The organism is Rhizobium sophorae, from assembly GCF_013087515.1.
Taxonomy (GTDB): domain Bacteria; phylum Pseudomonadota; class Alphaproteobacteria; order Rhizobiales; family Rhizobiaceae; genus Rhizobium; species Rhizobium sophorae.
Map to the genome: position 1 here is coordinate 17,864 of NZ_JABFCN010000010.1, position 14,335 is coordinate 32,198.

Here is a 14,335-nt window from a genome sequence, read left to right on the forward strand (position 1 = left end):
TTGACGGACGTAACGCATTTTTGTCACATGCCCTGAAAACGATACGGGCGAGAACCGAAGTTCCCGCCCGATTTACTCGACAAAGGAAGGTTGAATTCCGTTTATTCCGCCGCGAGCCGGATGACCTCCGCCTCTTCTTCCTTGTGTTCGTCCGGCTTATGCTGGATGAGCGGACGATTGCCCGTCAGCCGTCGCAGCAGCACATAGAACACCGGCGTCATGAAGATGCCGAAGAAGGTCACGCCGATCATGCCCGAGAAGACCGCGACACCCATGGCCGCGCGCATTTCCGCGCCGGCGCCGGTGGAGACGACGAGCGGCACGACACCCATGATGAAGGCAAGGGAGGTCATGAGGATCGGGCGAAGGCGAAGGCGGCTGGCCTCGATCGCGGCCTCCCGCGGTGTTCTTCCCTCGAACTCCAGTTCGCGGGCGAATTCCACGATCAGGATCGCGTTCTTCGCTGATAGGCCGACAAGCACCACAAGACCGATCTGGGTGAAGATGTTGTTGTCTCCACCGGTGAGCCAGACGCCGGTCAGCGCCGCCAGCACGCCCATCGGCACGATCATGATGATCGCAAGCGGCAGCGTCAGGCTTTCATACTGGGCGGCCAGTACCAGGAAGACGAGCAACAGTGCCAGTGGGAAGACGACGATGCTCGAATTGCCGGCCAGGATCTGCTGATAGGTCAGATCCGTCCATTCGAAGTCGATGCCCGCGGGAAGGGTCTCGCGAAGGATCTTCTCGATTGCCGCCTGCGCCTGACCGGACGAGAAGCCCGGTGCCGGACCGCCGTTGATATCGGCGGCAAGGAAGCCGTTGTAGCGGTTTGCACGTTCCGGACCGGTGCTCGGTTCCACCTTCAGGAGGGCCGAAAGCGGGATCATCTCACCCGATGCCGAACGCACCTTCAACTGACCGATATCTTCCGGCTGGGCGCGGAATTTCGCATCGGCCTGCACACGGACGCTGTAGGTACGGCCGAAGGCGTTGAAGTCGTTGACATAAAGCGAACCGAGATAGATCTGCAGCGTCTGGAAGACGTCCGTGACGGAAACCCCGAGCTGCTCTGCCTTGGCACGGTCGAGATCGGCATAGAGCTGCGGCACGTTGATCTGGAAGCTGGAGAACAGTCCGGCGAGCTCAGGCGCCTGGTAGGCTTTTGCAAGGACGGCCTTGGTCGCCTCGTCGAGCGCCTGGTTGCCGAGGCCGGCACGATCCTCGATCTGCAGCTTGAAACCGCCCGTCGTGCCGAGACCATTGACCGGCGGCGGCGGGAACATGGCGATGAAGGCATCCTGGATGACGCCGAACTTCTGGTTCAGCGCCATGGCGATTGCACCGCCCGACAAATCAGGCGTCTTGCGCTCCTCGAAGTCCTTCAGCGTCACAAAGACGATGCCGGCATTCGAGGAGTTGGTGAAGCCGTTGATCGACAGCCCCGGGAAGGCAATCGCATTGGCAACGCCCGGCTGCGCCAGCGCGATGTCGGTCATGCGCTTGATGACGTCTTCCGTGCGGTCCAGGCTTGCGGCATCCGGCAACTGGGCAAAGCCGATCAGATACTGCTTGTCCTGCGACGGCACGAAGCCGCCGGGGACCGTGCTGAACAGGCTGTAGGTCGCACCGACCAGCGCCAGATAGATCACCATGACGATGCTCTTGCGCGACAACAGCCCGCCAACGCCCTTGCCGTAGGCATTCGAGCCCGCGCCGAAGACACGGTTGAAGCCGCGGAAGAACCAGCCGAAGATAGCGTCCATGAACCGCGTCAGCCAGTCTTTCGGCTGATCATGGCTCTTCAGGAGAAGGGCTGCCAGAGCCGGAGACAGCGTGAGCGAGTTGAAGGCGGAGATGACGGTCGAAATCGCGATCGTCAGCGCGAACTGGCGGTAGAACTGACCCGACAGACCGGAGATGAAGGCAAGCGGCACGAAGACCGCGACGAGCACCAGCGCGATCGCGACGATCGGACCGGAGACTTCCCTCATCGCCTTGTAGGTGGCAGCCCGCGGCGACAGACCCTCCTCGATATTGCGCTCGACGTTTTCGACCACCACGATCGCGTCGTCGACGACGATACCGATCGCAAGCACCAGTCCGAACAGACTGAGCGCGTTGATCGAGAAGCCGAAGACATACATGACCGCGAAAGTGCCGATGATCGAGACAGGAACGGCGATCAGCGGGATGATCGAGGCGCGCCACGTCTGCAGGAACAGGATGACGACGAGGACGACGAGCGCGATGGCTTCGAGCAGCGTGTCGATGACCTTCTCGATCGAGGCCCGCACGAATTTCGTCGTATCGTAGACGATCTCGTATTTGACGCCCTCAGGCATGGCGAGCTGCAGCTGATCCATGGTTGCGTTCACGTTGTCCGCGATCTCGATCGCGTTCGAACCCGGCGCCTGAAGAACGGCGACGGCGACGGCCGGCTTGCCGTCGAGCAGCGAACGCAGCGTGTAGTCCGCAGCTCCGAGCTCGATGCGCGCGACATCGCGAAGGCGGGTGATCTCGCCATTGGCGCCCGTCTTGACGATGATGTTGCCGAACTCCTCGGGCGTGCGCAGGCGGCCCTGAGCATTGACGTTGAGCTGAAGGTCCACACCGGGCTGGCTCGGCGATGCGCCGATGATACCGGCGGCGGCCTGGATGTTCTGGGAACTGATCGCGCTACTGATGTCACTGGCGGCAAGATTGTGCTCGGCGGCCTTCTGCGGGTCGATCCAGACACGCATGGAATAGTCGCCGGCGCCGAAGACCTGCACCTGACCGACACCTGCGATGCGGGCGAGCCGATCCTTGACGTTCAGGGTCGCGTAGTTGCGAAGATAGGTGATGTCGTGATTGTTCCCGTCGGAGACGAGGTTCACCACCATGATGAAGTTGGGCGAACTCTTGACTGTGGTGATGCCGAGCGAACGGACTTCCGCCGGCAGGCGCGGTTCGGCCTGCGAAACGCGGTTCTGCACGAGCTGCTGCGCCTTGTCGGGATCGGTGCCGAGCTTAAAGGTGACGGTCACGTTGAGCACACCGTCCGATGTCGCCTGGCTGGCCATGTAGAGCATGCCCTCGACGCCGTTGATCTGCTCCTCGAGCGGCGTCGCCACCGTTTCGGCGATGACGCTTGGGTTGGCGCCGGGATAAGTGGCGCGCACGACGATCGACGGCGGCACGACCTCTGGATATTCGGAAATCGGCAGCGCGCGCAGGCCGATCAGGCCGGCAACCAGGATGAGGACCGAAAGAACACCGGCAAAGACCGGGCGGTCGACAAAGAATCTGGAGATGTTCATATCAAAGCCCTCTCCGGGGTGAACATGGATGCAAAGCCCCTCTCCGGCGGTTTGGGAGCCGCCGGCGGGTCGTATCATTTCGAGTATTGGCGCCCTCCCCCTCAGGGGAAGGCGAAAGTCTTTACTGCGCGGTCGCGACCTTCTCTTCCATCTGAGGTGCGACGACTGCGCCTGGACGGATGCGCTGCAGACCGTTGACGACGATCTTCTCGCCGACGTTCAGGCCGCTTTCGACCACCCGCTGACCGTCAGCCACTGTGCCGAGCTGGACCTGCCGATAGGCGACCTTGTTCTCGCCATCGACGACGAAGACGAACTTCTTGTCCTGGTCCGTGCCGACGGCGCGGTCACTGATGACGATCTTGTTTTCGGCCTTCGGCTGGCCCATGCGCACGCGCACGAACTGGCCGGGGATGAGACGCCCGCCCGGATTATCGAAGACGGCGCGAACGCCGATCGTGCCGCTTGATGCATCGACCTCGTTATCGATCAGTTGCAACTTGCCCTTGATCGGCGTGCCGCTGTCGGTCAACGTGCCGACCTCGACCGGGATCTGCTCGACGGGAGGCAGGGCGCTGTCCGTCTGCGGAAGCTGGGCAAGCGCACGCGTCACCATCTCTTCGCTGGCGTTGAAGCTCGCATAGATCGGATCGACCGAAACGAGTGTCGTCAGCGCCGGCGAGGCCGACCCGGCCGCCACGAGGTTACCGGCGGTCACCTCGATCTTGCCGATACGGCCGGACACCGGAGCCCGCACCTCAGTGTAATCGAGATCGAGCTGGGCCGACTGCAGTGCAGCCTGCGCCGAACGCAGCCCCGCCTGGGCCTCGGCCAGCGCACTCTGGCGCTGGTCGAGATCGCTCTGGGAGATGGTGCGGTTGTCGGAAAGCCTGCGGCCGCGGTCGAGTTCGGTCTGCGCCAGGCTGACCTTGGCTTCGGCCGAAGCGACCTGGCCTTGCGCCTGCGCCACGCTCGCCTGATAGGGGGCTGGGTCGATGGTGAAGAGCAGGTCGCCCTGCTTAACCAGCGCCCCTTCGCGGAACGCCACAGAAAGGATGGCGCCGGCGACACGGGAACGCACCTGCACCCGGTCGACCGCTTCGAGACGGCCGGAGAAACTTTCCCAGGCCGTCACGTCGCGCGCCGCGACGACGGCAACCGTCACCGGCACAGCGGGAGCCTGCGCGGGGACGGAAGCGGCCGTGGCGGTCGTGCTCATCGGCAATTCGAAAAACAATGCAGCGCCGGAAACGGACGCAACAAGGCCAATGCCGGCGCCCAACAGGGCCCAGCGCTTACTTCTGGACGTCATTAGTACTCTCCTTGCGGCTCTAAGCCGCCGAAATATCAGTCTTCTTCAATGCAATTGCGGTTGGACGCTTACGTCCCGAAGGAAGCTTCCGAAATGGCGGCTGACGTTTTCCTGCCAGTCGGGCACTCCCTCGGATTTCCCACCATAAAGCGAGGGCCAGCCCGTCCCGGCGGGAAGGACATGCTGGCGCACACCGACGCCGGCCTGTTTCAGGCGGACACCGTAACCAATTGTCTCGTCGTGCAGAGGATCGTCCTCCGCGGTTAATATCAGCGCCGGCGCGACGCCTGAAATACGCGAACAGAGGCAAGGCGCCGCATAAGGGTGGCAACCGCCGCCGCTCAGATAGTGGCTCCAACCTTCCGTCCAGCGCTGACGCATGCCGATGGCTTCAGCCTTGCGGATCGAGGAGGTACCCATGAAGGGATCGAGCAACGGCGAAATCAGGACCTGACCGTCGAGCGCGTCCGGCATCTGGTCGCGTGCCTTCAGTGCGACGCCGGCGGCGATATTGCCGCCGGCCTCTTCACCGGCGACGAAAAGCAACGACTTTCGGTCACCAAGACCGGCGCGTTTGTTGGCGAGATAGGTAAAAACTGAGAAGGAAACTTCCAGCGCCTTCGGAAATATGTTGCCGGACAGCGTGCTGTAGTCAGCGTCGACGACGATGGCGCCGGCTTTGGCGAGGCTCATCGCCACCGGCCGGTCGGCCGCTTTGTCGCTGTCGAGAAAAGCCCCGCCGTGCAGGTAAAGCACGATCGGCGGGCCCTTGCCATAATCGGCACCCATGTAGATACGTGCGGAAACGGGGCCGATGGCCACCTTATCCAGCATCATATCTTTCCATTCCACCGTCATGGTTCGGATCTCTTTTGCGTCAGCCACAAGCAGACAACGGCTGCCGCTTGCATTTTGCACAAAAAAGATATTGTTATTCCAACCAGGGAATAAGAAGCTATATCGCGATAACACTGTTCCAGATCTCGAACAATGGTGCAACGCAAACTGCGGACTTGAAACCGATGGATCAGCTCTCGGCAATGCGCGTCTTCATCCGCGTCGTGGAGACGGGCAATTTCACCCGCGCCGCCGACATGCTCGCCATGCCCAAGGCGACGGTGACCAATCTCATCCAGGGCCTGGAAGCGCATCTGCGCACCAAGCTTTTGAATCGTACCACGCGCCGGGTCATGGTGACCACGGACGGCGCGCTTTATTACGAGCGCGCCGCCCATATCATTTCGGAGCTGGAGGAACTCGACGGCAGCCTTTCCAATTCGCAGAGCCTGCCGAGCGGGCGGCTGCGCGTCGAGATGGCCGGCGCTTTCGCCGATTGGATCGTCGTTCCGGCACTTTGCGATTTCTATCAGCGTTATCCGGACATCCGCATCGACCTCGGTGTCGGCGACCGCACGGTCGATTATCTTGCAGAAAATGTCGACTGCGCGCTGCGGGCCGGCACGCCGGCCGACCAGTCGCTGATTGCGCGGCGGGTCTCCGAAGTCGAGATGATCACATGTGCTGCGCCGAGCTACATCCAGAAATTCGGCATGCCCGAGCGGCCGGAGGATCTGGAGGCAGATCATCACTCGGTCAACTATTTCCGCGCCCAGAACAACCGAACGCTGCCCTTCGAATTCCGCCGGCACAACGAGGTGATCGAGACCAGTCCGCGTTACATCGCCTCGGTCAACGACAGCCGCACCTATCTGACAGCTGCGCTGACGGGTCTCGGCATCGCGCAGGTGCCGATCTTCATGGCGCGCGAGCCGATGGCAAAGGGCGAACTTGTCCGAGTGCTGCCGGACTGGCGTCGCGATCCGCTGCCGCTCTATGTCGTCTATCCGCCGAACCGCCACCTCAGCAACAAGGTCCGCGTCTTCGTCGACTGGCTGGTGAAACTTCTGGTCGAGGCAAGACTGAACGACGGTTGAGCGCCGAGACAAATACGGCCCGGAAGGCAAGGGAAGCCTTCGACGGGCCGCAATCTGCAACTTTGAACATCAAGCCTGTCGTACCGTAGCAAGGGCGCGGCAGGCACTGGAGGTTCGCAAGGAGAACGGCAGGGAATTCCACTCTCTCGCGATGAAGCAGATATACGCACTCCACGCACGATTATAAGGGAAAATTCCGCAACCGCGTTCACATATTTGCGATGACGGCTTGGCTCCTATGTTCCCGCGCGGTCGTCCCGCGCGCGGTGGCGAACGGGGTTTCAATTCCCGGCGGCCGGCTTCAGCAAGTCCTCGAGGCCGATGCGGCGGAACAGTTCCGCCCGGACACGGTCGGCGACGCCGTTGACGATCTCCGCGCCGTCCTCGGACGGATCGATATGGACGCGGAATGGCCGGGTGCCAAACGGCTTGCCGACAACACCGACGATGGCAGCGGCGACCGCGCCGGCATCGGCGTCGGCAGGCTCGAGCGCTGCCAGGCCCCGCAGCGCCTGTTCCGGCACGCCCTTGTAGGGTCCTTCATTGTATTCGGCAGTGCGGGCCGTATCATCGGGCGAGCCGGAATGGGCGAAGTGATTGGTACCCTTGGTGAAGGCGCCGGGCACGATGATCGAGGTCTCGATGCCCCAGCGGGTAAGCTCGCCGGCATAGGAGACGGCAAGTGAATCCATCGCCGCCTTGGCGGCGAAATAGGGCGAGAGGTAGGGAGGCGTACCGCCGCGGCTGCTCGACGACGATACCCAGACCACCAGGCCCTTGCCCTGCTTGCGCAGATAGGGGAGTGCCGCGCGGTTGACGCGCTGGGTGGAGAGCACGTTGATGTCGAAGAGTTCGGCGAACTGTTCCGGCGTGAAGGCTTCGGCCGGGCCGAAGGACATATGGCCGGCATTGTGGATGATGACGTCGAGGCGACCCGCATCGGCGATGATCCTGGCGATGCCTGATACAACCGACGCGTCGGAGGCGACATCGAGTTCGACCGAGCGCAGATCGACATTGTTGTCCTTGGCGAATTCAGCCGCATCGGCGACGGCGGGAGCATTGCGGCCTTCCGTGGCACGCATGCCGGCATAGACGCTGTGGCCGGCCTTGGCGAGCGCACGGGCGGTGAGAGCGCCAAAACCGCTGGAAGCGCCGGTTATGACGATGACTTGCTTGCTCATGATCCTATTCCTTCTGGATTCGATTGGTTGATTGAGGAATGAAAATTCGGATGAGCGGCGGTCGAAAGCCGCCGGTCTCGTCAGATCGCGCCGCCATTGGCGCGCAGCGTCTGCCCGTTGATCCAGCCGCCGTCCGGGCCGGCAAGGAAGGCAACCGCAGAAGCGATGTCTTCCGGTGTGCCGAGGCGTTCCAGCGGGTTCATTTTCGCCGTGCGGGCGATGAGTTCATCCGACTTACCGTTAAGGAAAAGGTCGGTGGCGACAGGACCGGGCGCGACGGCGTTGACGGTGATGTTGCGGCCGCGCATCTCCTTGGCCATGATCGCCGTCAGCGTTTCCACCGCAGCCTTAGTAGCGGCATAAACGCCGTAGGTTTCGAGCTTCAGGCCAACGACGGATGTCGAGAAGTTGACGACCCGGCCGCCGTCAGGCAGACGCTTGGCAGCCTCGCGCAACGTATTGAAGGTGCCCTTCAGATTGACGCCGATCTGGCGATCGAAATTGGCGTCATCGGCCTCGGCAAGCGAAGAGAGCATCATTATGCCGGCATTGTTAACGAGCACATCGACGCCGCCGAAAGCGGTTTCCGCGGCATCGAACATGCGGCGGACGGCTTCGGCATCGCTGACATCGGCTTTCGCCGTCAGCGCCTTGCCGCCGGCCTGCTCGATCTTCTTTGCCAGCTCCTCGGCCGGCGCGGCATTCCCGGAGTAATTGATGACGACGGTGAAACCGTCCTTGGCGAGACGCTCGGCGACCGCTGCGCCGATGCCGCGGGATGAGCCGGTCACCAATGCGACCTTGTTTTCGTTGGAAGCCATTGTTCTTCTCCTTCATTCTGCGCCGTAGTGCGTGTTCGATGAAGAGAAGATGCGCCCTTTCCTTTTGCGGATAATCAGGCATTCTTCGGCATCACTATCCGGAAATCTCGAACAAACAGATGGACAGATTTGACGCCATGCGCGTGTTTTGCCGTGTCGTGGAACGCCGCAGCTTCACCCTTGCCGCCGAAGACACCGGTCTGCCGCGCTCGACTGTCACCGATACGGTCAAGGGGCTGGAAGCCCGCCTCGGCGTGCGGCTGCTCCAGCGCACGACGCGCCATGTCAGTCCGACGCTTGATGGCGAAGCCTATTACCAACGCTGCCTGTCGATCCTTGCCGATATCGAGGAAGCCGAAGGTGCCTTTGCCGGCGCCAAGCCGAAGGGCATGCTGCGTGTCGACGTTCACGGCACGCTCGCCCGTCATTTCGTGCTGCCGAGCCTGCCGTCCTTCCTGGAGACCTATCCGGAGATCGAATTCTACATGAGCGAGGGCGATCGGCTGGTCGATCTCGTGCGTGAGGGCATCGATTGCGTGCTGCGCGTCGGCACGCCTGAAGATAGCGACATGGTCGCCCGGCGTGTCGCCATGCTCGATGAAGTAACGCTCGCCTCTCCCGCCTATATCGCCCGCCACGGCCTGCCGCAGCATCCCGACCGGCTTGCCGGCCATCGCATGGTCGGCTTCCACTCCAGCGGCACGGGCAGCCTGCTGCCGCTCGAATTCACCGTCCGCGGCACGGTGCGTAACATCACCATTCCCGCCAGCGTCGCGGTCAACGCCGCCGAAAGCTATATTTCAGCGGCGAGGATGGGCCTCGGCATGATCCAGATCCCACGCTATCACGCCGAAGAAGATCTTGCCGCGGGAACGCTGGTCCAGATACTGCAGGATTTTCCCCTGACCCCGACACCGGTTTCCCTGCTCTACCCCCGCAACCGCCAGCTTTCGCCGCGCGTGCGCGTCTTCATCGACTGGCTGGTGAAGGTCTTTGCTCGACAAAATTCCGAAAACGCGCTTCACTAAATTGCGCCTTGCTAATATGAGCGTCCTCGGAGAACGGCCATGGCACTCAACGATATCACCGTCTACCAGACCGAAGACGGGTTCGTCGTCGAGTTCGGCGGCGAAGGCGAAGACAGCATTGCCGTGACACTGCGAAGCACGCCCGGGCTGGCCTCGGAAACCGCCGTCTCGCGCGCCAAGGCTCTGCTCGCCGCAGCCATCGAACCTGCCCACAGCGACGGCGCACGCAGCAAGGATCCTGCTTTGCTTGAAGAAGAGCTGGAGGAGGGTCTGGAAGATTCCTTCCCGGCGAGCGACCCGGTCTCGGTCACCGTCTCCTCCATCCCGATGCGCGATCCGAATGCCGGCCGCTGATGTCTCCGGCCGAAAAACATGAAGCTGTTTCGGGGTGACGGCGAACGCGCTGAATGTTATCTGCGTCGGCCATGACCGATGGTGGAACCATATCAGGTGCGATCGGCACCGGCACGCTCACCGGCGAAAGCCTCAGGAATTTTTTCGAGCGCGATGCGATTACCGTCTCTCGCGACCTGCTTGGCTGCCACCTGACGGTGGATGGCGTCGGCGGACGCATCACCGAGACCGAAGCCTATTTCCCCGACGACGAGGCCTCGCACAGCTTTCGCGGCCCGACCAAGCGCAACGGCGCCATGTACGGCAAGCCGGGCAACGTCTACATCTACCGCATCTACGGCATGTACTGGTGCCTGAATTTCGTCTGCCATCCGGGCTCGGCCGTGCTGATCCGCGCGCTGGAACCGGAAACGGGAATTTCTGCGATGATCGAACGGCGCGGCATCGATATGCTGACGGCGCTCTGCAGCGGCCCCGGCAAGCTCTGCCAGGCGCTCGGCATCGATATCGCGATCAATGACAGGCTGCTTGATCGCCCGCCCTATGCGATTGCGGTGTCGGCACCCGTGCCGATCGTCTCGGGAAAACGCATCGGCATCACGAAAAATGCCGATGCACCATGGCGCTTCGGCATCCAGGGATCGCGCTATCTCAGCAAGCCGTTTCGCTAAAGCATGATACCGAAAAGTGTGAGCGGTTTTTCGACCGGAATTGCGCGAATCTGGAGTTCATTCCATCACCGCGTTGTGGTCGACGGCGGGTGCTGCCTTCGGCTTGCGCAGCAAGAGCACCAGCGGAATGACCGCAAGCGACATTAGCATCAGCAGCTTGAAATCGTCCATATAGGCAATGATCGTCGCTTGCAGCGTGATGATCTCGTTGAGCGAGGCGCGGCCGGCCGCCGTCACCGGGCTGAGCCCCTGCGCGGCCACCGCATTGAAGGCGTGGTTGAACGGCGTCACATAGGCCGCGATCGATTCATGATTGCTCTGCGTGTTCTCGACGATCAGCGCCGAGACGATTGAGATTCCGACCGCCGAGCCGATGTTTCGCGACAGGTTGTAGAGACCGGTGCCGTCGCCGCGCATTTGGGCGGGCAGCGTGGAAAAAGCGATCGTCGTCAGCGGCACGAACAGAAAGCCGAGGCCGGCGCCCTGGATGAAGCCGACCGAGACGATCGTCCATTGCGAGACGTCGGGTGTCCAGCCGGTCATGTCGTACATCGCCCATGCGGTGAGCCCCAAGCCGAGCGCCAGCAACGCGCGCGTATCGACCTTGCCGACCAGCCGCCCGACGATGAACATGCAGAGCATGGTGCCGAGCCCGCGCGGCCCCATGACGATGCCGGCGGTGATGACGGGATAGCCCATCAGCGTTTGCAGATAGGGCGTCATCAGCGCCAGTGAGGCGAGATAGGTAATGCCGACCACGAAGATGAAGATCATGCTGATCGAGAAGTTCTGGTCGAGGAATAGCTTTGGGTTCACGAAGGATTTCTCCGCAGTCAGCGTATGCACGATCAGCAGATAGAAGGCTGAGGCGCAGATCAACGCCTCGAGCATGATCTCACCGGAAGAGAACCAGTCGAGCTGCTCTCCGCGGTCGAGGAAGAGCTGCAGCGCGGCGATGCCGAGGCTCATCATCCCGAAGCCGAACCAGTCCAGTTTGGCGAGCAGATCCCTCTTGGTCTCGGTGACGAAGACGACGATGCCCATGAAGGCCAGCGCGCCGATCGGCACGTTGATATAAAACACCCACCGCCAGCTGATATTGTCGGTCAGCCAGCCGCCGATGACAGGCCCAAGTACCGGCCCGACCATGACCGAGACACCGAAAAGGGCCATGGCCGAGCCGCGCTCCTCGACCGTATAGATGTCGAGGAGGATGCCCTGGGAAAGCGGCACCAGCGATGCCCCGAACAAGCCTTGCAGCAGGCGGAAGGCGACAATCTGGTTCAGCGATTGCGCCAGGCCGCAGAGAACGGAGGCCGCCACGAAGCCGGCGATGGCGACGAGCAGCACGCGTTTGCGGCCGAACTTGGCAGCGAGGAAGCCCGACGGCGGCGTCATGATTGCCGCCGCGACGATATAGGAAGTCAGCACCCAATTGATCTGGTCGGCAGAAGCCGACACGCTGCCCTGGATGTAGGGCAGCGCCACGTTGGCGATCGTCGTGTCCAGCGCCTGCATGATGACGGCGAGAATGACGCAGGCCGTGATCGCACCGCGATTGGCAATCGGAGTCGCCGGAGAAGCGGGAGCGTTAATCATGATCCTTGCCCTGAGGCCGGCCCAGAAGCTTGTTGACGAAATCAGGCAGGCCGCGGGCATGACCGGTCTCGACATCGACCACCGTGCTCATGCCGACGCGCAGCGGCGGCTTGCCTTCGGTGTCCCCGATGCTGACACGCATCGGAATGCGCTGAACGACCTTCACCCAGTTGCCCGTGGTGTTCTGCGCCGGCAGCAGCGAGAAGCTGGAGCCGGAGGCCGGGCTGATGCTCTCGACCTTGCCCTTCCAGGTCACGCCGGGATAGGTGTCGACATAGATCTCGGCCGACTGGCCGGGCTTGACATAGGTAAGCTCGGTTTCCTTCGGGCTGGCGGCGATCCACAGATGGTCGGTGGCAACAAGCGAGAAGGCCTGCTGCGAAGCCTGCAGGTAGGAGCCCACCTGCAGCGCGTTGACATTAGTGACGATGCCGTCGAACGGCGCCTTGACGACGCTGTGGTCGAGTTCGCGCTGGGCATTGTCGACCTGCGACTTGGCCTGCAGGTAGAGCGGGTTTTCCTCGACCGGCTGGTCGGCATTGCCACCGAGCTGGGCGAGTGTCGTTGCGGCTTCCGCCTTGGCGACGGCAACCTTCTGCTGCGCGGCTTCCAGATTGTGCTTGGCTTCGTCATAGGCCGACTGCGTCGCGCTGCCGTTGTTGACGAGGTTTTGCTGCCGGTCAAACTGATCCTGATAATAGGGCAGGTCGGCTTGCGCCTGGGTGATCTCGGCAAGTGACTGCTGATAGCTGGCCTTGAGATTCATGATCTGGTTGCGCTGCGCGCCGAGCTGCGCCTTGGCGCCATCGAGCGCAATCTTGAAAGAATCCGACCGCAGGCTGAAGAGCACCTGCCCCGCCTTGACCGCCTCGTTCTCATGCACATTGATCTGGTCGACGATGCCAGAGACATCGGTGGTAAGCCCGACCATGTCAGCCTGGATATAGGCGTTGTCGGTCGACATCACCTGGCCGCCATTGACGTAATAATAACCGCCGACGACGAGCGCCACGGGGAGCAAAGCAAACAGGATCGGCCGCGTGAGACTGCGCCGGCGGCGGACCTTGTTGCCGCCAGGCGCAGCCACGGCGGCAGCCGGCGCTGAATTGGATGAAGGCGCTTCGGCTACCGTTTCCTGCTGTTTCGCTTGCGTTTCTTCGACAGGAGTCTCGGTCTTGGCATTGGCGTCGGCAACGACGCGGAGGGGGGATTGATCAGCCATCGTTCGTCTCATTCTCGTCAACCGGGGTCCGGCATGCCTGAACCAGGTTCGTCTTCATTACGGATAGGATGTGGAAGAGCTGCTCGCGCTGCTCGGCCGAGACGCCTTGCAGCGCTTCCGCGCGGGTGGTGTCGCCGAGCTCGCGCATTTCGGCGAGCAGCGGGTGCGCCTCGTCGCGCATGTAGAGTAGCCAGATGCGCCGGTCGGTGGGGTGCTGGCGGCGCTCGATCAGCCCACGTTCGGCGAGCTTGTCGAGAATGCGCACCAGCGTGATCGGCTCGACTTCGAGGATTTCGGCAAGGCCGCCCTGATGGATGCCTTCGTTATTCGAGAGATAGGCAAGCGTCTGCCATTGCGACCGGGTAAGCCCAAGGCACTTCGCGCGCTGTTCGAACCGCTTGCGCAGCAGCCGTGCGACGTCATGGAGAAGGAAACCGAGGGTCGGAGTGGCGTTCATGAAAACCTGTGACCGTTATTTATAAGCATACTTATAATATCGGTAGATATATTGAGCATGCAAGCTGCACAAGTGCATGGACGGCAGATTCAGCCATGGCGGCTAAAATGCCGCAGACTGGGTTCAAGCATATCCTGCAGTTTCTCCTTTCGGCGTTTACAAGCGCCAGGCGGTAGCCGCGTCCAGCTCCGCCCTAATTCTGCGGCAGGAACAGCCTCCGCCAGAGGCGCGCGTTGGGGAGCTCGATGGCGTTCGCTCTTCCACCCGGCAGAGACGAGATCGTCGAGAGCTGATTGCCCTCTGTGACGTTTTGATGGATTCCAGAATCGTTACCAATTGGCATTTGCAATTTTTCGCCGCTGCCGTTTATAGTCCAATTCCATAGGGTTACGATTTTTCTGATGTGCATTGCGTGCCGGCCTTCCTTTTCCAAGGGATTGAACGCCGGGGA

The 14,335-nt window shown here is 61.9% G+C and carries 12 protein-coding genes; 4 read left to right on the top strand and 8 right to left on the bottom strand.

Features of this window, described 5'->3' with window-relative positions; translation table 11 throughout:
• Positions 1–101: 101 nt before the first annotated feature.
• The 3 genes from G9X64_RS06590 to G9X64_RS06600 all read right to left on the bottom strand — a co-directional run bounded on the left by G9X64_RS06590 (position 102) and on the right by G9X64_RS06600 (position 5,472).
• Positions 102–3,302: an efflux RND transporter permease subunit gene (locus G9X64_RS06590; protein WP_168311691.1), complete on the bottom strand. Its 3,201-nt coding sequence runs from the start codon at positions 3,300–3,302 to the stop codon at positions 102–104.
• A gap of 121 nt (positions 3,303–3,423) precedes the next feature.
• Positions 3,424–4,614: an efflux RND transporter periplasmic adaptor subunit gene (locus G9X64_RS06595; RefSeq protein WP_168311692.1), complete on the bottom strand. Its 1,191-nt coding sequence runs from the start codon at positions 4,612–4,614 to the stop codon at positions 3,424–3,426.
• 45 nt (positions 4,615–4,659) lie between these two features.
• Positions 4,660–5,472, bottom strand: a complete 813-nt coding sequence (locus tag G9X64_RS06600; protein ID WP_171376215.1) for an alpha/beta hydrolase fold domain-containing protein — start codon at positions 5,470–5,472, stop codon at positions 4,660–4,662.
• Positions 5,473–5,636: 164 nt separating this feature from the next.
• Here G9X64_RS06600 and G9X64_RS06605 point away from each other — a divergent pair, with 164 nt between their 5' ends.
• The gene (locus tag G9X64_RS06605) at positions 5,637–6,548 is read left to right on the top strand and encodes a LysR family transcriptional regulator (protein WP_168311694.1); all 912 of its coding nucleotides are present in this window, start codon (positions 5,637–5,639) and stop codon (positions 6,546–6,548) included.
• A gap of 281 nt (positions 6,549–6,829) precedes the next feature.
• Here G9X64_RS06605 and G9X64_RS06610 read toward each other — a convergent pair whose 3' ends face one another.
• Positions 6,830–7,732: an SDR family oxidoreductase gene (locus tag G9X64_RS06610; protein WP_168311695.1), complete on the bottom strand. Its 903-nt coding sequence runs from the start codon at positions 7,730–7,732 to the stop codon at positions 6,830–6,832.
• Positions 7,733–7,812: 80 nt separating this feature from the next.
• On the bottom strand, positions 7,813–8,553 hold the full coding sequence (locus tag G9X64_RS06615) for an SDR family oxidoreductase (protein WP_168311696.1): 741 nt from the start codon (positions 8,551–8,553) through the stop codon (positions 7,813–7,815).
• A gap of 119 nt (positions 8,554–8,672) precedes the next feature.
• On the opposite strand from G9X64_RS06615, the gene G9X64_RS06620 reads away from it, so the two are divergent.
• The 3 genes from G9X64_RS06620 to G9X64_RS06630 are packed head-to-tail and all read left to right on the top strand — an operon-like array spanning position 8,673 to position 10,606.
• Positions 8,673–9,581 carry a LysR family transcriptional regulator gene (locus G9X64_RS06620; RefSeq protein ID WP_171376216.1) on the top strand — a complete coding sequence of 303 codons (909 nt, stop codon included), beginning with the start codon at positions 8,673–8,675 and terminating at the stop codon, positions 9,579–9,581.
• Positions 9,582–9,620: 39 nt separating this feature from the next.
• Positions 9,621–9,935, top strand: coding sequence for a hypothetical protein (locus tag G9X64_RS06625; RefSeq protein ID WP_168311698.1), 315 nt, complete (start codon positions 9,621–9,623; stop codon positions 9,933–9,935).
• 53 nt (positions 9,936–9,988) lie between these two features.
• The gene (locus G9X64_RS06630; RefSeq protein WP_168311699.1) at positions 9,989–10,606 is read left to right on the top strand and encodes a DNA-3-methyladenine glycosylase; all 618 of its coding nucleotides are present in this window, start codon (positions 9,989–9,991) and stop codon (positions 10,604–10,606) included.
• 57 nt (positions 10,607–10,663) lie between these two features.
• Here the strand turns inward: G9X64_RS06630 and G9X64_RS06635 are convergent, their stop codons facing one another.
• Genes G9X64_RS06635 through G9X64_RS06645 form a run of 3 tightly spaced genes read right to left on the bottom strand, consistent with a single transcriptional unit; the run spans position 10,664 to position 13,884 of the window.
• A complete protein-coding gene (locus tag G9X64_RS06635) occupies positions 10,664–12,205 on the bottom strand; it encodes a DHA2 family efflux MFS transporter permease subunit (RefSeq protein ID WP_168314332.1) in 1,542 nt (513 codons plus the stop codon).
• A complete protein-coding gene (locus G9X64_RS06640; protein WP_168311701.1) occupies positions 12,198–13,427 on the bottom strand; it encodes an HlyD family secretion protein in 1,230 nt (409 codons plus the stop codon). Before G9X64_RS06640 ends, G9X64_RS06635 begins: the two co-directional genes overlap by 8 nt.
• Complete coding sequence (locus G9X64_RS06645; RefSeq protein ID WP_168311702.1) at positions 13,420–13,884, bottom strand: MarR family winged helix-turn-helix transcriptional regulator; 465 nt, start codon at positions 13,882–13,884, stop codon at positions 13,420–13,422. Before G9X64_RS06645 ends, G9X64_RS06640 begins: the two co-directional genes overlap by 8 nt.
• Positions 13,885–14,335: the final 451 nt, after the last annotated feature.

Bases quoted from the DNA above. Each gene is read 5' to 3' on its own strand.
- G9X64_RS06625 (WP_168311698.1), top strand. From the start codon at position 9,621: ATGGCACTCAACGATATCACCGTCTACCAGACCGAAGACGGGTTCGTC.
- G9X64_RS06590 (WP_168311691.1), bottom strand. From the start codon at position 3,302: ATGAACATCTCCAGATTCTTTGTCGACCGCCCGGTCTTTGCCGGTGTT.
- G9X64_RS06595 (WP_168311692.1), bottom strand. From the start codon at position 4,614: ATGACGTCCAGAAGTAAGCGCTGGGCCCTGTTGGGCGCCGGCATTGGC.
- G9X64_RS06615 (WP_168311696.1), bottom strand. From the start codon at position 8,553: ATGGCTTCCAACGAAAACAAGGTCGCATTGGTGACCGGCTCATCCCGC.
- G9X64_RS06610 (WP_168311695.1), bottom strand. From the start codon at position 7,732: ATGAGCAAGCAAGTCATCGTCATAACCGGCGCTTCCAGCGGTTTTGGC.
- G9X64_RS06600 (WP_171376215.1), bottom strand. From the start codon at position 5,472: ATGACGGTGGAATGGAAAGATATGATGCTGGATAAGGTGGCCATCGGC.
- G9X64_RS06645 (WP_168311702.1), bottom strand. From the start codon at position 13,884: ATGAACGCCACTCCGACCCTCGGTTTCCTTCTCCATGACGTCGCACGG.
- G9X64_RS06620 (WP_171376216.1), top strand. From the start codon at position 8,673: ATGGACAGATTTGACGCCATGCGCGTGTTTTGCCGTGTCGTGGAACGC.
- G9X64_RS06630 (WP_168311699.1), top strand. From the start codon at position 9,989: ATGTTATCTGCGTCGGCCATGACCGATGGTGGAACCATATCAGGTGCG.
- G9X64_RS06605 (WP_168311694.1), top strand. From the start codon at position 5,637: ATGGATCAGCTCTCGGCAATGCGCGTCTTCATCCGCGTCGTGGAGACG.
- G9X64_RS06640 (WP_168311701.1), bottom strand. From the start codon at position 13,427: ATGGCTGATCAATCCCCCCTCCGCGTCGTTGCCGACGCCAATGCCAAG.
- G9X64_RS06635 (WP_168314332.1), bottom strand. From the start codon at position 12,205: ATGATTAACGCTCCCGCTTCTCCGGCGACTCCGATTGCCAATCGCGGT.